Origin of the sequence: Halogeometricum borinquense DSM 11551 (assembly GCF_000172995.2) — an archaeon.
GTDB lineage: Archaea > Halobacteriota > Halobacteria > Halobacteriales > Haloferacaceae > Halogeometricum > Halogeometricum borinquense.
The window spans coordinates 659,463-675,502 of sequence record NC_014729.1; the positions used below are offsets into that span (position 1 = coordinate 659,463).

Consider the following 16,040-nt stretch of genomic DNA (forward strand, 5'->3'; position numbering starts at 1 on the left):
AGGATGTCTATACTCATCCCCGCGGATTACGACCTCTTTTTCGATATGAGTATTCCCGCGCGACGCCTCCGCTCAGCGGTGGTCGTCCTCGTCGTCCTCGTCATCGGGGCGAGCGTCGGCGTCGGTGGTGTCACCTTTCTCGATACTAACTGGTTGTTCCCCACTTCGGATTCGACATCGCCGCCGGCTGCGACACCTGATGCGACGGCGGATGCCGCAACACAGACGCCCGCTGCACCAACCACGACCCCACGTCCGTCTTCCGCGGCGAACACTACGTGGAAAGAGTACCAACTCGTCGCCGTCTTCCGGAATGACGATATCAAACCGAACCCTGACCCGACGACGATGCAGGCGGTTGACCGCGTGTTCGCTGACGAGAATGTCCCGGTGACGAACGCAGTCATCCCGTTCCCCGGCGGCGAGCCCATTTCCTCATCCAAGGAGACGTGCAGTTACCTCCGCGAGCTTCGCCGTGACAACCCTACCACGTTTGAGTTCGCTCTCCACGGCTATACTCACGAGAAGCGAACGGAGTTCTACGGGGCCAGTGAGTTTGGGTCCGTCCCATCCGAGACACAGCAGGAGTGGATAACAGTCGGAACCAGGGAACTTACGGTGTGTACGGGTGTCCGGCCAACGACGTTTGTCCCGCCGATGAATACCTATGACAAGAACACGACGCGGGCGGTGGCTGCGTCGAATCTCACTGTTATCTCCGGTGGGTCGTGGTTCACTGAACCCTACTACGGCGAACGAGGTGTGTTCCGAGCGAGTAATGTTGTTCACGTCGGTAATACCACGGGATATGTGGCAAACTGGACGACAATGGAGACGAAGTCTCGCTCCGACTTGCGCGCAGACTTCGACAAGGCGTATGCTGAGGGAGGTACGTATGCGATGATGCTTCACTACCCTCACTTCGACACCGCGGAACGTCGGAGTGATCTCCGAGCACTGCTCCGCTACGCGAAGTCACACGACGGTGTTCGCTTCATGACGGTCGGAGAAGTCGGGTCACGTCTCTCGAACGAGACGATGGAACGAACGGACGAGGGGTGGCGCGTCCTCGAATCGGAACGTTAGAACCGCTCGTCGGCACGTTCACGCGCCGCGGCGGCGACGAACGGGAGCGTGATGGTGGCGTCGCCGACGACGGTGACGTTTTTGGCGGATTTCTCCAGTTTCCCCCACGACCGGGCCTCGTCTAACGTCGCGCCCGACAGCCCGCCGGTGTGATCGGGGTCCATCGTCAATTGGACGCCGTAGTCGTACGCGTCAGGGATGGTCAGCATCGTCTGGAGGACGTAGTTTTTCGGTACGCCGCCGCCGACGACCATCGCTCCAGCTTTCTCCGCCTCGAACGCGAGGTCTGAGAGATGCGTCATATCCGTGAGGGCGTCCAGCGTGAACTCGGACGTCTGCGAGTAGATCCACGCCTGAATGCCCAGCACGGAGTCCTGAATCGCCGGACAGTAGATGGGCACGTCGTGTTCGTAGGCCGCGGCGGCGATGCCGGCGTCCTCTTCGATTCCCTCCGCTCGATTGCGTTCGAGGTTCGCCCGCCCGAGTTCGGCGGTGAACTCCCGAATCGACACCGTGCGTTCGATTTCGGGGAACACGTTCTCGCGGAGGTGGCTCTCGAACAGGGCGAAGTACTCCTGCGGGAGATAGACGTTGTAGATGCGGTCTACTTGCTCGTCGCGCAAGTGTTCGTCGTGGTCGCGCAGCGTCTCACCCGTCGGTTCTGCGTCCTCGTTCGTTGGATGCGGATCGTGCGGTTCCGCCCGCCCGTGATGGTGTTTGCCGCCGATAGCCTCGATAGCGTCGTGAGTCAGATTCGCCCCCGTCGTGACGAGCGCGTCGATGTGGCCCTCTCGGATGAGGTCAACGACAATCTGACGCATCCCTGCCGGTACCATCGCGCCAGCGAGACCGAACAGATTCGTCACGTCGTCTCTGCCGATCATTTCGGCGTACACGTCCACCGCACGCTGGAGGTTCGCCGCACCGATGCCCGCCTTGCCGTACTCGCCCGCGAGTTCGCCGACGCTCATGCCTCCACGGACCTGTGCGTGACCGATTGGGTTCTCGTGGAACTCCTCGCGGTGTGGTGGGTGGTATTCGTCGTGGTCGTCCGTATCCTCGTGACCGTCGTCGCTCATATCTCTCGGTGCGCATCCCGTCTGTTTAGTGGTCGCGGTCCGCGCCAAATCGCGCCGCCTACAATCCGGTCGGGAAGTCCAGATACGTCGTCTCTAGTCCCCACTCCTGCGCGAGCGCCGCGAGGTTACGCACACCGAACGTCTCAGTCGCGTAGTGTCCCGCCAAGAAGACGTTCAGGCCTGCCTCGCGCGCCTCGTGGTACACTTGCTGTTTCCCCTCGCCGGTTACGAGTGCGTCCGCACCGACGGCCTCGGCCTCCGAGAGCCAATCGACGCCGGAACCGGTGACGATTGCAATCTCGGAAATCTCGTCGGGGCCGAAGTCGAGTACCTGCGTCGGAGTACCGCCGTTGTCGAACTCGTCTAACGCCTCACGAAGCTTCTCGACTGAGTACGGCTGAGAAGCCTGCCCGCGTTGTCCGATGTGGACTGGACCCATCTCTCCGAACGGTTCGCGGGCCTCCAGTTCGAGCTGGTCCGCGACGCCCGCGGCGTTGCCCAGCGATTGGTGGCCATCCAACGGAAGATGCGAGACGTAGAGACCGATGTCGTTTTCGACCAACGGTGCAATACGGTCGTACTCCTGCCCGGTCACGCGGTCCAGTCCCCCCCAGATGAGGCCGTGGTGGGTCACGAGGAGGTCCGCGCCCGCCTCCACCGCCGCTTCGATGGTTGCTTCGGCGGCGTCAACGGCGAAGGCGACGTGTTCGACTGTCCCCGACTCGCTCCCGACCTGTAGCCCGTTCGCGCTAGCGTCAACGTCCGCGTACGCGTCGGTGGCGAGTTTCTCGTCGTACCGTGCGATTACGTCGGCGCGGTCCATCGTCATAGGCGACTCGTGGACCGCCCGTGGCTTGTATCCCGTTGGTTCGGATGCTTGTGGGGGAGGAGCCGACACGCTCGCAGAGCAAGGATGACAAACGTCCAAACAGAACGACGGGGGCAGAGTGGCACCGGCCGTGATACCAGTGTCTTGGATTGCTACTCCGCGTTTTCGGTGTTTTAGCTCTCTATTCCGCGTTTTCGGCGTCTTGGCCACCTTCGTCGTCGGCGCTCGCGTGCGAAAAGACGAACTCGCGGAGGAGCTTCCCACCCAATGACGCGGCTTGGCCGTCGTCGCGGTCGTTCACCTCGACAACGTCGAAGCCGTCTGCGTTGGGTGCGACGGTTCGGACTACGTCGCGCATCTCTCGCGGAGCCATCCCGAACGGTTCTGGTGTTCCCGTTCCCGGCGCGAACGCGGGGTCCGCGCCGTCGATGTCCACGCTGAGGTAGACTGATCGCCCGTCCAAGCGGTCACCGAAGTCGAAATCGGCAACGGCTTCGGGAGCGACGACGGTCACGTCTTCGGCCTCGGCGCGGTCCCATTCCTCTGGCGACCCGGTTCTCGCACCGAGGATGATCGCTTCCTCGGCGCCGAGAGTGTCGAGGACGCGTCGAGTGATGGTCGCGTGACTCCACTCGTTGCCGTCGTACTCGGATCGTAAGTCGAGATGCGCGTCGAGACAGACGAACACGTCGGGTTCGACGGCGTCTACACCGGCGTAGGTGACGGTGTGTTCGCCGCCGAGGAGAAGCGGAACGGCGTCGTCGAATCGTACGTCTCGGAGTGTTCCAGCGACCCACTCGACGTACTCTTGGGCGTCGTCCCACGGGTGGATATCGCCCTCATCGTGGACACAACAGTCGGAAAAGTGCAGGTCGGTCCGCCGGTCGTAGTCGTCGAACGTCCGGGCGAACCGCCGGATTCTCTCGGGACCAAATCGGGTCCCAGGTCGGAACGTTGTCGAGATATCCAGCGGGGCGCCCACGACGACGTACGCGGCGTCGTCACGTGATGCGGTTGCCCCGGGAAACATCCCGATTAGACGATCTTTCGCTGACCTTCGTATTCGAGGTACTCGATCTCGTCCTCGGGCGAGAGGTCCTCGTCCTCGGGGATACGCATCGTGAACGTCTCGTACGTGCTGAGGTCCATGATCTGCGCGTCAGAGCCCGTCACAGAGACGACCTGTCCCTGTTTGCGCTCGATGATCGGCACCCACACCTTCGCGTCAACGGGCTGGCTGAGCGAGCGTTTCTTACTGTCGAAGACGCCCTTACCCTCGATTCGGGCCTTTGCACTGCCGTGCTTGCCGGGTTTGGCCGTGCTGTACGCATTAATTTTACACGGCGACTCATCCATCATCACGTAGCTACCTTCTTGAAGTTCGCGGACCTGCTTCTGTTCTTTAGGCATATCTGCGCGTTATCGGCAGACCGGTATAAACGGTTTGGAAACGGTTTATCCCCGCGTTCACCCTCGTGAACGGGTCACGAACGTGACGACGAGACGACTCGCTCTCGTCGCTGCTGAACCGCTATCGAACGACACGAACGTCTGTCCTGTTTGAAACGGTGTTAACGATATTCACGTGATAGAGTACATCGGTGGGGAGGGAGAGTTTCGAACCATGCCGCAGGATACGACTGCTCGCACCGACGCCGCTGTCAGTACTGTCGTCTACCGTCTTCGTCTGCCGCAGGGAGAGTCTCTCGCACGCCGCCTCCTCGCCGCTGAGTACGACCCCGACGAAGGGCGCGGCCTCCTCCCGTCGGCGGTCGCCGCCTTCCGCATTGTTCGCCGTCGTCTCGGGTACGACGTCCCGCCGCTCTGCGATGCGGCCGAGACGCTCGATATCGACCCCCGCGACGTCGTCGCGGCGGAGCGAACGTTGGCCGCGTCGCTCTCGCCGCCCGCCGACGAGGACGAACAGCAACGACTGGACGACGCAATTCAGTCCATCCGAAACCGTCTTCAGACGGCTGAAGATGATGGAAATCCGGGGCATCACGGCCGGATGGTGTGTCCGGGAGAGAGCGCCGCTGAACTCCGCGCGCACCTCGACCGATTAGAAGCCGACCGGTCGATGGCGCGCCTGGGATTCACGCTGTACGACCTCGCTCACGGGAACAGCATCGCCCGAACGGGACGACGGCCACAGAGCGGCGCGGACCACGCGTAAGTACGCGATAGCTGGTTACTCAGGCTTCGTTCTCCGTATCTAACCATCCGTCCACGCCACCCGGCCCGTCTTCGTCGCGTCCGTCGCGTTCTCGTGAGAGACTTCCGAGGATACCCACCGCGACGTTCGGGAGCGTGACCGCAAGGAGTACTCCCGTCGTCGCTTCACCGGGTGTATCGAACAACGGAGCGAGATATTCGAACGGGAACGGAAGCGTCCCGCCGCCGACGACGGCGAGTGCGACCAGGCCCGGGATGAGAACGATGCCCCACGTGAGCGCAGACAGCAGTCCGTGCCACGCCCCGTCGGCGGGATCTGGGCCAACTAGGTAGCCCGCGAAGGCGCTTCCGGCCAGTCCACCGACAAGCGTCACCCTTCCTGTCAATAAAAACACAATCGCTTCGCTGCATGCCGCGAGTGCAAATCCGGCTACCACGGCCCGCCAGCGGGTCATTGGGGGGAAGATACACTACCATCCGCAATAAACGTCCGCCTCCAAAACTCAGCTTTGATAAGTATACTCGATGGGAGAGAACCGACCGTCTCAGTCTTCGCCGCGCTGCTGCCGCATGTTTTGTCGAGTGAACTGTGGCGTCGTTTTGAGGCCTCGTTTTTTGCGGAACGACCGGTAGAGTTGGATGATAATGGGCAGCGTCAACGCCGCGGCGACGGCAGCGGGGACGACGCTGGTTTGGTCGAAGGCATAGAGAATTGCCGTCGAGAGGACGCCGACGGCGAGAAGGAGACCGTAGACGATCCGGCGCGCCAGTTTATCCAGCACGTTGTTTTTGTCCTCGAGTCGGACGTTGACCGTCAGGTTCTCGCGTTCGACGCTATCGAGGACGCGGTCGAGTTTCGGCGGGACGGTGAACATCGCTTCCGTCGTCCGTTGCATCTGTCGTCCGGTATCTGCGACGATCTCTTTGGCCGTCTCCTCGTAGTATCCCTCTTCGCGGAGGTAGTCCGTGGCGACTGAGATGAAGTCGAACTCCTGATCGAGGGTGACGCAGACACCCTCTACGACAGTTGCCACTCGGAGGACGAGTGCGAGGTTTCGCGGTAATCTAAGCGGGAACTCGTAGATGGTGGACTCGACCTGCTCGATAATCTGCTGGACGCGGTACTGTTCGATGTCCTCGCCGCGGGCGTCGGCGATGGCTAACTCCATCACATCGCCCATGACCCGCCGATCCGCTTCGGGCGAGAGCGTCCCCATCTCAACGAGCGCGTCTAAGATGCCGTCGATGTCTTGGTTGGCGACAGCGACGTAGAAGTCTACAATCTTGTCCTGAACGAACGGATCGACGCGGCCGGACATACCGAAGTCGTAGAAGATGATGCGACCTTCCTCGTCCACGGCGAGGTTTCCGGGATGTGGGTCGGCGTGAAAGACGCCGTCGTCGATGATCATCTGGAGGTAGATTCGTTGGAGTCGCGTCGCCAACTCCGTCCGGTCGATTCCCTCCATATCGATGGTTTCCAGGTCGTTTATCTTCGTTCCGGGTAGATACTCCATCGTCAACACGCGCGGTCCCGAACGCTCTTCGACCGGTTTGGGGATTCGGATCGTTCCGTTGCCGTTGAAGTTCGATTGAATCTGTTCGAGAATACGTCGCTCCCTGCTGTAGTCCATCTCCTGCCGGATGGTCTTGGCGAACTCGTCGGCGAGGTTCTCCAAAGAGAACGCTCTCCCTTGCCCGATAAAGCGCATGATGAACGGAAGCGACCACCGGATCACGCGGAGGTCTGCCTCGACGAGCGATTCGATGCCGGGCCGTCGAACCTTCACCGCCACATCGTCGCCGTCGTACTGGGCGGTGTACACCTGTCCGAGACTCGCCCCGCTTATCGGGTCGTTATCGAACGACTCGAACACCTCGTCAACCGGTCCGAGTTCCTCTTCGATCACCTGCTTTGTCTCCTCCCAAGGCGCGGGCGGCACATCGTCCTGCAGACTCGACAGCACGTCGATGTACTGCGGCGGCAGGATGTCCGGACGCGTCGAGAGCAGTTGGCCGAGTTTGATGAACGTCGGTCCGAGTGTCAGAAGCGAGTCGAGTAGTATCTCGGCCCGTTTCGACTGCATCTCGGCTGTGACGGTCCGACTACCACCGAACAGGAGGTACGTTCGACGGTCGCGGGCGTAGGCAACAATTAGCGGGAAAAACTGGTAGACGACGACCAGAAACCGCCAATATGAGCGTAGATTGACCAGCGTCACCACCTCACCGCGCGGTCAGGCCTCGGTGTCGTCGGCACTGGTGACGGGGATGGTCCGTTCGGGTGCGGCGTCGCGTTTCGGTAAGCGAATGGTGAGGACCCCGCGGTCTATCTCGCTGTCGGCCCCGGCACCCGTCGCGTCCGGCGGAAGCGGAATTTCGGCATCGAGAAACAGCGACCGGTCCTCGCGGACGTAGCGGAACTCGGGCGGAAGTTGCTTGTCGCGGCGCGCCTCGATGACAAGACGCCCCTTCTCGACGCGGACCTCCACCGTGTCGGGAGTGACCCCGGGAAGATCCAAAACGAGGAGGTACGCATCGTCGGACTCCAACAGGTCAGCGAACACCGCGTCCGGAAGTTCCTGAAGCGCGTCCCGCAGTGCAGACATACCAATGCGTACGGATGCCGGGTCGAAAAAGGCCGCGGTCGGCGGCTCGTTGCCGGATTACTTTGCGGCCCTGCCGCCGGAATCGACCCCAAAACACACCGAATCTGACGCCCCGCGCGCTCGACGCGCGGAGCCTTTTATGCTCCGCCCGCCAACTCCCGGCCATGACGAACGCGCACGACCGGCAGACCGCCGGGTTCAAAGAGCGCACGCGGCTCGCCGACGCACGGGAGACGCTTCTTGCGGCGGCGACACCGCACCAACGGACTGACACGCTCCCGCTCGGGCGGGTGGACGGTCGATCCCTTGCGGAGGCAGTCACCGCAGCGAATCCGGTCCCGAACTACGACCGCGCGGCGATGGACGGGTGGGCCGTCCGCGCCGAAGACACGTTCGGTGCATCGGACCGGTCACCCTCGATTCTCCGCGTGGCAGTCAGCGAGGCCGAATCAGACGCCGACGCCGCTGTCGAACCGGGATCAGCCGTCCGCGTCCACACGGGGAGCGAACTCCCGCCGGGTGCGGACGCCGTAGTCATGGTCGAACACGCGGACGTCGTCGGCAGCGAATTAGAGGTGTTCGACGCCGTTACCGAGGGAGAGAACGTCGGCGATGCGGGCGAAGATGTGGCGGAAGGACAGGAACTGTTCGATATCGGTCACGAACTTCGCCCCTCCGACCTCGGGCTGCTGAAATCCGTCGGCCGCGACGAAGTGACGGTGTACGACCGGCCGACGGTCGGTGTGATCCCGACCGGCGAAGAACTCGTTCAGTCCGATCCTGAACCGGGGGAGGTCGTCGAGACGAACGGACTCACCGTCTCGCGGTTGGTTCACCGATGGGGCGGCGTGGCGACGTACCGCAATGTAGTGACCGACGACCCGGCCGCTCTCCGTGCAGCCGTCCAACGGGATCTGACAAAGGACGTGGTTGTGACGACCGGCGGCTCCTCCGTCGGCGAGCGCGACCTGATTCCCGAAGTCGTGGACGAACTGGGCGAGGTACTCGTCCACGGTGTCGCCCTGAAACCGGGGCATCCTGTCGCCCTCGGCGTCGTCGAGGACACACCGGTCGTGATGCTCCCCGGCTATCCTGTCGCCTGCATCGTCAACGCCGTCCAGTTCCTCCGTCCGCTCCTGAAGCACGTCGGCCACCTCGACGGCCGCCCGTACCCGTCTGTCGAGGCCCGTCTCGAACGGAAGATACCGAGCGAGCCCGGTGTGCGGACGTTCGCGCGCGTTCGCCTCCGCGAGGAGAACGACGAGGGGGACAACGGTGGAAACGACCCGGTCGAACGAATCGCCGAACCGACTCGTACCTCCGGGTCGGGCGTTCTCTCCTCCGTCGCACTCGCTGATGGGTGGGTTGCCGTCCCCGAGGAGACGGAAGGATACGCCAAGGGTGAAACCGTGACTGTCGAAGGCTGGGAGTGGTCGGCGTGAGCCGAAAGGAGTTCCGCGACTTGGCCGCCCCGGAGGCGGCGCACGAGGCCATCGCGGGGCTGGATCTGACGCCCGAAACCGAGAGAGTCCCCCTGCGAGAGTCGCGCGGTCGTGTCCTCGCCGAACGGATCGACGCCGAGATGGACGTGCCCGGATTCGACAGAGCAAGTATGGATGGGTATGCCGTCCGCGCCCGCGACACGTTCGGTGCGGACGAAGCGTCGCCGGCGGAACTCGAACTCATCGGGGAGGTACACGCCGGAGTCGAACCCGACGTGGTCGTCGGAGAAGGCGAAGCGGCCGAAATCTCCACCGGTGCGGTGATGCCAGACGGCGCGGACGCCGTCGTCATCGTCGAACGAACCGAGGAACGCGACGGAACGCTCGTCGTCCGCGACGCCGTCGCACCGGGCGACAGCGTGATGCTTGCGGGCGCGGACGTAGCCGCCGGTGCGCGCGCACTCGGTCCCGGGACGTACCTGACGCCCCGCGAAATCGGCCTGCTTTCGGCGCTCGGCGTTGACGAGGTGCCTGTCCGCGGCAAACCGACTGTCGGAATTATCTCAACCGGTGACGAACTCGTCCGCCCCGGTGACCCGCTGAACAGCGACGCCGGACAGATTTACGACGTGAATAGCTACACCATCGCCACCGGCGTTGAGGAGGCTGGCGGCGAGGTTCGTATGTATCCGCATGCGGGAGACGACTACGAAGAGATGGAGCGAATCCTCGTGCAGGCGGCCGAGGAGTGCGATTTAGTGCTCTCCTCCGGATCCACCTCCGCCTCCGCCGTAGACGTTATCTACCGCGTCATCGAGGAACGCGGCGAACTCCTCCTGCACGGCGTCGCGGTCAAACCGGGCAAGCCGATGCTCGTCGGTACTCTCGGCGGCGAGCGTGGTGCCAAGAGTGAGAACAAAGGGGACACCGCGGCGACCGACTCGCCCTCCGCGTACGTCGGTCTCCCGGGCTATCCCGTCTCTGCGCTTACGATCTTCCAGACGTTTGTCGCGCCCGCTATCCGTCGCGCTGCCGGGCTTCCAAACCCTCAAACCGCGACCGTCTCGGGGTCGATGGCCGTCCGGGAACGGTACGCCGAGGGCCGACTGCGACTCATGCCCGTCGGCCTCCTCGAAAACGAGTCCGGCGAGACGCTCGTCTACCCGGTGGACAAAGGAAGCGGGGCAACCACCTCGCTGGTCGAAGCCGACGGCGTGGTCGAAGTTCATCCAGACACCGAGTACCTCGCCGACGGGGAGTCTGTCGAGGTACGTCTGTTCTCACCGGACGTACGTGCGCCGACGCTCCTCGGCGTGGGTGAGGATGACCCGGCACTGTCCCGACTCCTCGACAGACTCGACTCGCCGCGCTACCTCCCCGTCGGAAGCCGCGAGGGTCTGCGCCGCCTCCGCGACGGCGTGCCGGATGTCGCCGTCGTCGCCGGACCAACCGAACGAACCGTCGAAAGCGTCGATATCGGCGGCTGGACGCGCGAGTGGGGGCTTATCGTCCCCGCAGGCAACCCCGATGACGTATCCGGACTCTCCGACCTCGTCGCGCGTGACCTGCGGTTCGTCAACCGTGATACAAACGCCGGTCTCCGTGCAAGTCTCGATGCTGCTCTTGACGAACTCGCGGCCGAACGCGATACGTCGAAACGCGAACTCACAGCGCGGATCGACGGCTTCGAGTTGACGACGAAGGCGACGGAGAGTCCCGCAAGAGCCGTCCTGCGAGGAAAAGCTGACGCCGGACTCGGATTACGCGCCACCGCAAATGAGCTTGATATGGGGTTCATCCGAGTCGGAGACGAGTCCGTTCGTGTCCACGCGAACCCCGACAGAACGGAGAAGCCGAGCGTTGAAGCGATCACAGCGCTTCTCAGTGACGCTGACGACGTGTTCGACGAACTCTCCGGATATAATCGGTAAGCAATACAGTTCCGTATTATTACATTTCTACCGCCACGAAAACTTTAGTGATATGCCACTAATTGTCTCACATGGTCCCTCGCGCGACGGTCCTTCACGTGGACGACGATCCGGACTTATTGGAGCTTTCTGCGTTCTCTTTCGATCAAGCGGCGAGTGACGAACTCGAGATGGTGACGGCATCGGATGCGGTTGCGGGTCTCGATACACTCGAATCGCAGTCTGTCGATTGTCTTGTCAGCGACTCGCTTCGACTCCCGGACGATACGCCGTTCATCGTCGCCGCACGCCAGCGAGAGCCGTCGATACCTATCGTCTTCTACACCGCCAAAGGATGGGACACCGTCGCTCTCGACGCACTCGAAGCCCGTGTCTCTGAATACATTCGCAAGGGTGACGAGGGCGATATTGCAGCCGTTATCGAGCGCGTGCGCGAACTTGCAAAGCAGAACCAAACGCCGACCATCGACGAGGAGATGCTGTTCGACGGCCGGCCGTGCGATGCGGTCGAAGAAGCCGTCGATACGTTCCCCGCAGAGAGTGTGAACGATGCATGGACGGTTATCGGCGTCCACGACTGGGAAGTGGACGACGAACTCGCCACGACTATTGCCCAAGTGATGGAGGCGTACACCGGTATCGACGCCCTCGAAGCCGAACCGCTGTTCTCCTCGTTGGATATGGATGCGTTGGATTCGTTACTCGAACCGCGAGCGAGCGAGACGCCGCGCTACGATATTCAGGTCCGGTTCCCGTACGAAGAGTGGGAACTCTCCGTCTCCAGCGACGGCTTCATTTCGGTTCGTCCTCTTCCCGAGACGGACGCGGAGTAAGTTCAGTCTACGACGAATCCGCCGTCGGTAGCGACGCGTCGGTTCCGTAAATCCTCGAACGTCTCGACGCGTACGTCAGCAAGCACGCACCGCCCGCGCCGTTCGGGTGTGTGCCGTTCGACGTGGATGCCGTCAAGTCCGGCGTTCCATGCGGCCCCGATATCACTGGACCCGTCACCGGCGAGGACGCCTTGACTGTCTGAGTTGGGGTCGAGACCCAGCGCCTTCATCGTGTGATGGACTGGTTCTGGGTCCGGTTTCCACCCCAACTCTTCGGTACAACAGACGACGGTATCGAACCAGTCGCGGACGTCGAGGTGGTCGATCACCGGATCAGCGAGGAACTGCTGACAGTGAGTGACGACGCCCACCGGTCGGTCGTCTACGAGGTCTGCGAGGAGGTCAGTGGCATCGTCGTGGAGATACGTCGCCTCCGCGCGTGCCTGCGGGTCTTCGACGGCGTGGAAGGCGGGCCAGAAGTCGTCGGGATCGATATCCCACGCGCGCAGTTGTGGGTCACGTGCCCCGCCGAGGCCGTGCCAGATGATCTCGGCTTCACGGTCGGTGAACTCCCGGCCGAGTCGGTCGCCCACGCGGTCGAACACCTCGCGGGTGTACGACCAGTCGGCGTCTACGAGCGTGCCGTCGAGGTCGAATAGCCAGAAGTCGTACGCGTCGGCAACCATCGGAAATCAATTATATGCGATCTATAGCTAAGTGCTTTTCGCCGTTACTATCGGCATATCCCATATCTCACACCGGAAAGAACGTCACAAATCACGACTGAGCGGTCCGGTTTCACTTCTTTCGAAATTCTCATTGGCGTCCACTATAAATTTGTTCTATGTTTAGAAGGCGGTTCCTCGCGGAACTCGGCAGTGTGGGCGGAGCGATTGCAATTGCCGGCTGTTCCGGTCCCTCGAACGGTGCTTCAGGCACCACCACGCCCTCTCTCGATGAGATAAAGGAGAACGCTTCCGCTGTAAAACACGAATCGTTGTACCGGGATAACAGCCAGTACAAGGGTGAGTACGTCGTTTTCGAGGATGTCTACATCGCCGATGTCGTTACGTCAGATGATGGGTTACACGAGTACATTATCGGCGTTCCGCAGGATGGCCTTTTTGACGATGATTACCTCTGGGGAACGTGGACGGGTGACCCGTACCGAGAAAACGATCAGATCACTCTCTGGGGGAAGGTAACCGGGCTACACGAATACGACACGCTCGGTGGCAATAAAACGGTCCCCGAACTGGAGTTGGTTGACATCGAACTGCTCGATAGCGCGTAACGAACGGCTCTCAGCTATCGTCCTCGATTCGAATACTCGACCCCAGATACTTGTGAAGCACTTCGCGGGTGGAGTCAGCATTAAACAGCGTGAGGTCTGCAGCAATCTCCGTGCGCAACGCCTCCATGTACGCCTCGTCAGCACGCAACTCGCTGAACGAGACGGACTCGACCGGGAGGGAGAGCCACTCTTCGGCGAGTTCACGTGCGTACCGGTCGTCGTTGACTTCACCCCGCCAGAGCGTGTTGCGGAAGAACAGCCAATCGCCCTCGCCCGGTTCGTCGGCAGGAACTTCAACGACGGTCTCGAACGACCTCGGGTTCGTTCGAACTCCGGACGCTGGGTCGAGTCTGAACTGGACGCGAAAGACGTACGCGGCATTCACGGCTATCGTTCGTCGTCGAATAGGTCCGCAAGGCGGATGTCTTTTTCCGTGATTCCACCCTCTTCGTGGCTGGTAAGGCGCACTTCGACCGTTTTGTAGCCGACGATTATTTCGGGATGGTGGAACTCTTCTTCTGCAACTTCGCCCACCTTCGTGACGAACTCGATTCCCCTCAGGTAGTCGTCGAACTCGTACGTCTTCGTGATCTCGTCGCCGTCGCGTTCCCACTCGTCGGGGAGTTGGCTCTCTATCTCGTCGTCGTCAAGTAGTTCGGCCATGGTCGGCGTCTCGGACGCCGAGAGAATAATCTTTCTCCCAATCAGTCGTCCGCGAGACTTTCGAGGACGTGCTGACCGTCGTCTGCGTCGTTAGACGCGTCTTCGGGTATCGCTCCACGCGGTCCTGAGGGCGTGTCGAACGACGGTTCCCCGCCGCTGAAGTCGGGATCGAACAGCGTCATCGCCGTCTGGATGGTGTCCCAGTCGTCCTCAACGGCGGCCTCGCGGAGACTCTTCGTCGGCGCGGAGAGCAGTTGGCCGACCAGCGCATCCGCCAGCGCAGCGACGGTTTCTCGCTGGTCGTCGGTCAACTCTCCCTGTGCGTCGAGTTTCGCCAGAGCCGTCTCCAGTTCCCGCTGTTTGACCTCCTCTGCGGCCTCGTACATGCCGCTGATGGCTCGGTCGGCACGTTTCCGTTTGAACGACTTCAAGAGCCGCTCGAACTCGTCGTCTATCATAGATTCTACTCGTTCGGCCGCCTCGCGCCGCAGTTCGCGCGTTTCGTCCGTGACCGCCTCTAATCCGTCCATGTCGTGAACGACGATGTCGGGAAGCGAATCGACGGCAGGGTCAACGTCGCGCGGTTGTGCGAGGTCGATCAGTGTCGTCTCGCCGCTCGTTTCGACGTGGGGCGACGAAAGAACGTACTCGGGACTGCCCGTCGCTGAAATGACCACGTCTGCTGCTTCGATGGCTGCTTCGACGGCACTGAGCGGAAGGGCGCGCGCCGGAACGTCAACCTCTTCGGCGACGTGCTCTGCGTGCGGAAGCGTCCGGTTTGCGACGACCAGTTCGCCGATACCCGCAGCAGCGAGTGATTCTGCCGCCAACGTCCCCATCTCGCCCGCGCCGATGACTAACGCTGTCGCGCCGTCAAGTGTCGTTTCGGACTTTGCGAGCCGAACCGCGGCCGAGCCGAGCGACAGCGCCCCCTCGTTGATTTCGGTCTCTGTGCGTGCGCGTTCGCCGACGTGGATTGCCTTCGTCACGGCATCGTCCAGCATCGGACCGATACCGCCCGCGCCTCGTGCCTCCTCGAACGACCGCTTGATTTGGCCGAGAATCTGGTCCTCGCCGAGGACGAGCGATTCGAGTCCCGCCGCGACTCGCATCAGGTGACGGAGGCTCTGCTCGTGGTCCATCTCGACGACCGCCCCGTCCCGCACGTCGGGTGCGAAGTCGGTGAGTGCCCGTCGGCCGGTGGCCTGCGCGTCGGTGACGACGTAGGCTTCGGCCCGGTTGCACGTGTGGAGGGCGAACGCCTCCGAGACCTCCTCGTTAGTGAGGAGCGATTCGACGGTGGTACGAACGTCGTCGTCGGACGCCGACGCGACCTCGTCTACGGTCGCGTGGTCGTGAGACACACGAACTCCAGAGATGACTCCTGCGTTTCTCATCTTTCACCTCCGACTGTGTTCCGTATCACGCGGTCTGCCTCTTGGCGGGCTTTAGATTCCCCTGTACGTAAAGCCTTCCAAACCTTCGGGGACTGTACTACGGCGCGGACCGCCGCCCGTCGTTCATCGGGCGTATAGTCGGTCTCGCGGAGTTCTTGACGGAGTTGTCCCGTCAACTCCGCCATCGCGCCTGCACCGTCGATTTCTGACTCGATCCGCTCGCGCAGGTACTTCGCCAGCGCTGGACTCGCCCCGCCCGTCGATATCGCCACGCGCACGTCGCCGTCCTCGATGGTTGCCGGAACGACGGCGCTTCTCGCTGCTCGGTCGCCGTCTCCTGCGGCGGCGCTCTCGTCGGCGCGGTTCACGAGTGCACCCGTCTCCTGTGCGGCGCGTTCGGCGGCGTCGTTCACCCCGCCGTCAGGTGTTGCCGCGACGACTAACGCCGGTTCGACCCGCGATACCCAGTCACTGACGTCGTCGGGCGTCGGTTCGGCCCGAACACACTCGGCGTCGCCGTAGTCGTCCTCCTCGAACCTCGGACTGACGACGATTACGTTCGCCTCGGCGGCGAAGCGACGGGCTTTCCGCGCGCCGACGGGGCCGCCGCCGAAGACGAGGACGGACTCATCCGTGAAGTCGTGGTACAGCGGTATCATCGGTCGGTAGCCTCCATCTCACGTTTCTCCTCGGGTTCCATTT

At 62.3% G+C, this 16,040-nt stretch carries 18 protein-coding genes; 6 read left to right on the forward strand and 12 right to left on the reverse strand.

Going from position 1 to position 16,040, the window contains the following annotated elements; translation table 11 throughout:
• The first annotated feature begins 45 nt into the window (after positions 1 to 45).
• A complete protein-coding gene (locus tag HBOR_RS03420) occupies positions 46 to 1,086 on the forward strand; it encodes a DUF2334 domain-containing protein (RefSeq protein WP_241432348.1) in 1,041 nt (346 codons plus the stop codon).
• Here the strand turns inward: HBOR_RS03420 and HBOR_RS03425 are convergent.
• The 4 genes from HBOR_RS03425 to HBOR_RS03440 form a co-directional block, all read right to left on the reverse strand.
• Positions 1,083 to 2,165: a deoxyhypusine synthase gene (locus tag HBOR_RS03425; RefSeq protein WP_006055123.1), complete on the reverse strand. Its 1,083-nt coding sequence runs from the start codon at positions 2,163 to 2,165 to the stop codon at positions 1,083 to 1,085. The genes HBOR_RS03420 and HBOR_RS03425 overlap by 4 nt on opposite strands.
• 58 nt (positions 2,166 to 2,223) lie before the next feature.
• Positions 2,224 to 2,988 carry a Nif3-like dinuclear metal center hexameric protein gene (locus HBOR_RS03430; RefSeq protein ID WP_006055122.1) on the reverse strand — a complete coding sequence of 255 codons (765 nt, stop codon included), beginning with the start codon at positions 2,986 to 2,988 and terminating at the stop codon, positions 2,224 to 2,226.
• Between the two features lie 187 nt (positions 2,989 to 3,175).
• Positions 3,176 to 4,024, reverse strand: a complete 849-nt coding sequence (gene speB / locus HBOR_RS03435; protein WP_006055121.1) for an agmatinase — start codon at positions 4,022 to 4,024, stop codon at positions 3,176 to 3,178.
• Between the two features lie 5 nt (positions 4,025 to 4,029).
• Complete coding sequence (locus HBOR_RS03440) at positions 4,030 to 4,404, reverse strand: translation initiation factor IF-5A (protein WP_006055120.1); 375 nt, start codon at positions 4,402 to 4,404, stop codon at positions 4,030 to 4,032.
• A 214-nt stretch (positions 4,405 to 4,618) separates the two neighbouring features.
• Here HBOR_RS03440 and HBOR_RS03445 point away from each other — a divergent pair, with 214 nt between their 5' ends.
• Positions 4,619 to 5,170 carry a hypothetical protein gene (locus tag HBOR_RS03445; protein WP_129784997.1) on the forward strand — a complete coding sequence of 184 codons (552 nt, stop codon included), beginning with the start codon at positions 4,619 to 4,621 and terminating at the stop codon, positions 5,168 to 5,170.
• Between the two features lie 19 nt (positions 5,171 to 5,189).
• Here the strand turns inward: HBOR_RS03445 and HBOR_RS03450 are convergent, their stop codons facing one another.
• The 3 genes from HBOR_RS03450 to HBOR_RS03460 all read right to left on the reverse strand — a co-directional run bounded on the left by HBOR_RS03450 (position 5,190) and on the right by HBOR_RS03460 (position 7,778).
• The gene (locus HBOR_RS03450; RefSeq protein ID WP_161609404.1) at positions 5,190 to 5,624 is read right to left on the reverse strand and encodes a DUF5518 domain-containing protein; all 435 of its coding nucleotides are present in this window, start codon (positions 5,622 to 5,624) and stop codon (positions 5,190 to 5,192) included.
• A 90-nt stretch (positions 5,625 to 5,714) separates the two neighbouring features.
• A complete protein-coding gene (locus tag HBOR_RS03455; protein WP_006055116.1) occupies positions 5,715 to 7,394 on the reverse strand; it encodes an ABC1 kinase family protein in 1,680 nt (559 codons plus the stop codon).
• 12 nt (positions 7,395 to 7,406) lie between these two features.
• The gene (locus HBOR_RS03460; RefSeq protein WP_006055115.1) at positions 7,407 to 7,778 is read right to left on the reverse strand and encodes an Hsp20/alpha crystallin family protein; all 372 of its coding nucleotides are present in this window, start codon (positions 7,776 to 7,778) and stop codon (positions 7,407 to 7,409) included.
• 164 nt (positions 7,779 to 7,942) lie between these two features.
• Here HBOR_RS03460 and HBOR_RS03465 point away from each other — a divergent pair, with 164 nt between their 5' ends.
• From HBOR_RS03465 to HBOR_RS03475, 3 genes are all read left to right on the forward strand, one after another.
• Positions 7,943 to 9,220, forward strand: a complete 1,278-nt coding sequence (locus HBOR_RS03465) for a molybdopterin molybdotransferase MoeA (RefSeq protein WP_006055114.1) — start codon at positions 7,943 to 7,945, stop codon at positions 9,218 to 9,220.
• Positions 9,208 to 11,151 carry a molybdopterin biosynthesis protein gene (locus HBOR_RS03470; protein ID WP_006055113.1) on the forward strand — a complete coding sequence of 648 codons (1,944 nt, stop codon included), beginning with the start codon at positions 9,208 to 9,210 and terminating at the stop codon, positions 11,149 to 11,151. Before HBOR_RS03465 ends, HBOR_RS03470 begins: the two co-directional genes overlap by 13 nt.
• 71 nt (positions 11,152 to 11,222) lie before the next feature.
• The gene (locus tag HBOR_RS03475; protein WP_006055112.1) at positions 11,223 to 11,984 is read left to right on the forward strand and encodes a HalOD1 output domain-containing protein; all 762 of its coding nucleotides are present in this window, start codon (positions 11,223 to 11,225) and stop codon (positions 11,982 to 11,984) included.
• Positions 11,985 to 11,986: 2 nt separating this feature from the next.
• Here the strand turns inward: HBOR_RS03475 and HBOR_RS03480 are convergent, their stop codons facing one another.
• Positions 11,987 to 12,670 carry an HAD family hydrolase gene (locus HBOR_RS03480; protein WP_006055111.1) on the reverse strand — a complete coding sequence of 228 codons (684 nt, stop codon included), beginning with the start codon at positions 12,668 to 12,670 and terminating at the stop codon, positions 11,987 to 11,989.
• A 158-nt stretch (positions 12,671 to 12,828) separates the two neighbouring features.
• On the opposite strand from HBOR_RS03480, the gene HBOR_RS03485 reads away from it, so the two are divergent.
• The gene (locus HBOR_RS03485) at positions 12,829 to 13,278 is read left to right on the forward strand and encodes a hypothetical protein (protein WP_006055110.1); all 450 of its coding nucleotides are present in this window, start codon (positions 12,829 to 12,831) and stop codon (positions 13,276 to 13,278) included.
• Positions 13,279 to 13,288: 10 nt separating this feature from the next.
• On the opposite strand, the gene lwrS is transcribed toward HBOR_RS03485, so the two are convergent.
• The 4 genes from lwrS to HBOR_RS03505 are packed head-to-tail and all read right to left on the reverse strand — an operon-like array spanning position 13,289 to position 15,997.
• Positions 13,289 to 13,663, reverse strand: a complete 375-nt coding sequence (gene lwrS / locus HBOR_RS03490; protein WP_006055109.1) for an LWR-salt protein — start codon at positions 13,661 to 13,663, stop codon at positions 13,289 to 13,291.
• Positions 13,664 to 13,665: 2 nt separating this feature from the next.
• Positions 13,666 to 13,941 carry a 4a-hydroxytetrahydrobiopterin dehydratase gene (locus tag HBOR_RS03495; protein WP_006055108.1) on the reverse strand — a complete coding sequence of 92 codons (276 nt, stop codon included), beginning with the start codon at positions 13,939 to 13,941 and terminating at the stop codon, positions 13,666 to 13,668.
• 41 nt (positions 13,942 to 13,982) lie between these two features.
• On the reverse strand, positions 13,983 to 15,338 hold the full coding sequence (gene hemA / locus HBOR_RS03500; protein WP_006055107.1) for a glutamyl-tRNA reductase: 1,356 nt from the start codon (positions 15,336 to 15,338) through the stop codon (positions 13,983 to 13,985).
• Positions 15,335 to 15,997 (reverse strand): precorrin-2 dehydrogenase/sirohydrochlorin ferrochelatase family protein, encoded by a 663-nt coding sequence (locus tag HBOR_RS03505; RefSeq protein WP_006055106.1) that lies wholly within the window; start codon positions 15,995 to 15,997, stop codon positions 15,335 to 15,337. Before HBOR_RS03505 ends, hemA begins: the two co-directional genes overlap by 4 nt.
• Positions 15,998 to 16,040: the final 43 nt, after the last annotated feature.

What these genes read in the sequence shown, in the direction of transcription:
- HBOR_RS03420 (WP_241432348.1), top strand. Translation starts at nt 46, where the DNA reads ATGAGTATTCCCGCGCGACGCCTCCGCTCAGCGGTGGTCGTCCTCGTC.
- HBOR_RS03425 (WP_006055123.1), bottom strand. Translation starts at nt 2,165, where the DNA reads ATGAGCGACGACGGTCACGAGGATACGGACGACCACGACGAATACCAC.
- HBOR_RS03430 (WP_006055122.1), bottom strand. Translation starts at nt 2,988, where the DNA reads ATGGACCGCGCCGACGTAATCGCACGGTACGACGAGAAACTCGCCACC.
- speB (WP_006055121.1), bottom strand. Translation starts at nt 4,024, where the DNA reads ATGTTTCCCGGGGCAACCGCATCACGTGACGACGCCGCGTACGTCGTC.
- HBOR_RS03440 (WP_006055120.1), bottom strand. Translation starts at nt 4,404, where the DNA reads ATGCCTAAAGAACAGAAGCAGGTCCGCGAACTTCAAGAAGGTAGCTAC.
- HBOR_RS03445 (WP_129784997.1), top strand. Translation starts at nt 4,619, where the DNA reads ATGCCGCAGGATACGACTGCTCGCACCGACGCCGCTGTCAGTACTGTC.
- HBOR_RS03450 (WP_161609404.1), bottom strand. Translation starts at nt 5,624, where the DNA reads ATGACCCGCTGGCGGGCCGTGGTAGCCGGATTTGCACTCGCGGCATGC.
- HBOR_RS03460 (WP_006055115.1), bottom strand. Translation starts at nt 7,778, where the DNA reads ATGTCTGCACTGCGGGACGCGCTTCAGGAACTTCCGGACGCGGTGTTC.
- HBOR_RS03465 (WP_006055114.1), top strand. Translation starts at nt 7,943, where the DNA reads ATGACGAACGCGCACGACCGGCAGACCGCCGGGTTCAAAGAGCGCACG.
- HBOR_RS03475 (WP_006055112.1), top strand. Translation starts at nt 11,223, where the DNA reads ATGGTCCCTCGCGCGACGGTCCTTCACGTGGACGACGATCCGGACTTA.
- HBOR_RS03480 (WP_006055111.1), bottom strand. Translation starts at nt 12,670, where the DNA reads ATGGTTGCCGACGCGTACGACTTCTGGCTATTCGACCTCGACGGCACG.
- HBOR_RS03485 (WP_006055110.1), top strand. Translation starts at nt 12,829, where the DNA reads ATGTTTAGAAGGCGGTTCCTCGCGGAACTCGGCAGTGTGGGCGGAGCG.
- HBOR_RS03495 (WP_006055108.1), bottom strand. Translation starts at nt 13,941, where the DNA reads ATGGCCGAACTACTTGACGACGACGAGATAGAGAGCCAACTCCCCGAC.
- hemA (WP_006055107.1), bottom strand. Translation starts at nt 15,338, where the DNA reads ATGAGAAACGCAGGAGTCATCTCTGGAGTTCGTGTGTCTCACGACCAC.
- HBOR_RS03505 (WP_006055106.1), bottom strand. Translation starts at nt 15,997, where the DNA reads ATGATACCGCTGTACCACGACTTCACGGATGAGTCCGTCCTCGTCTTC.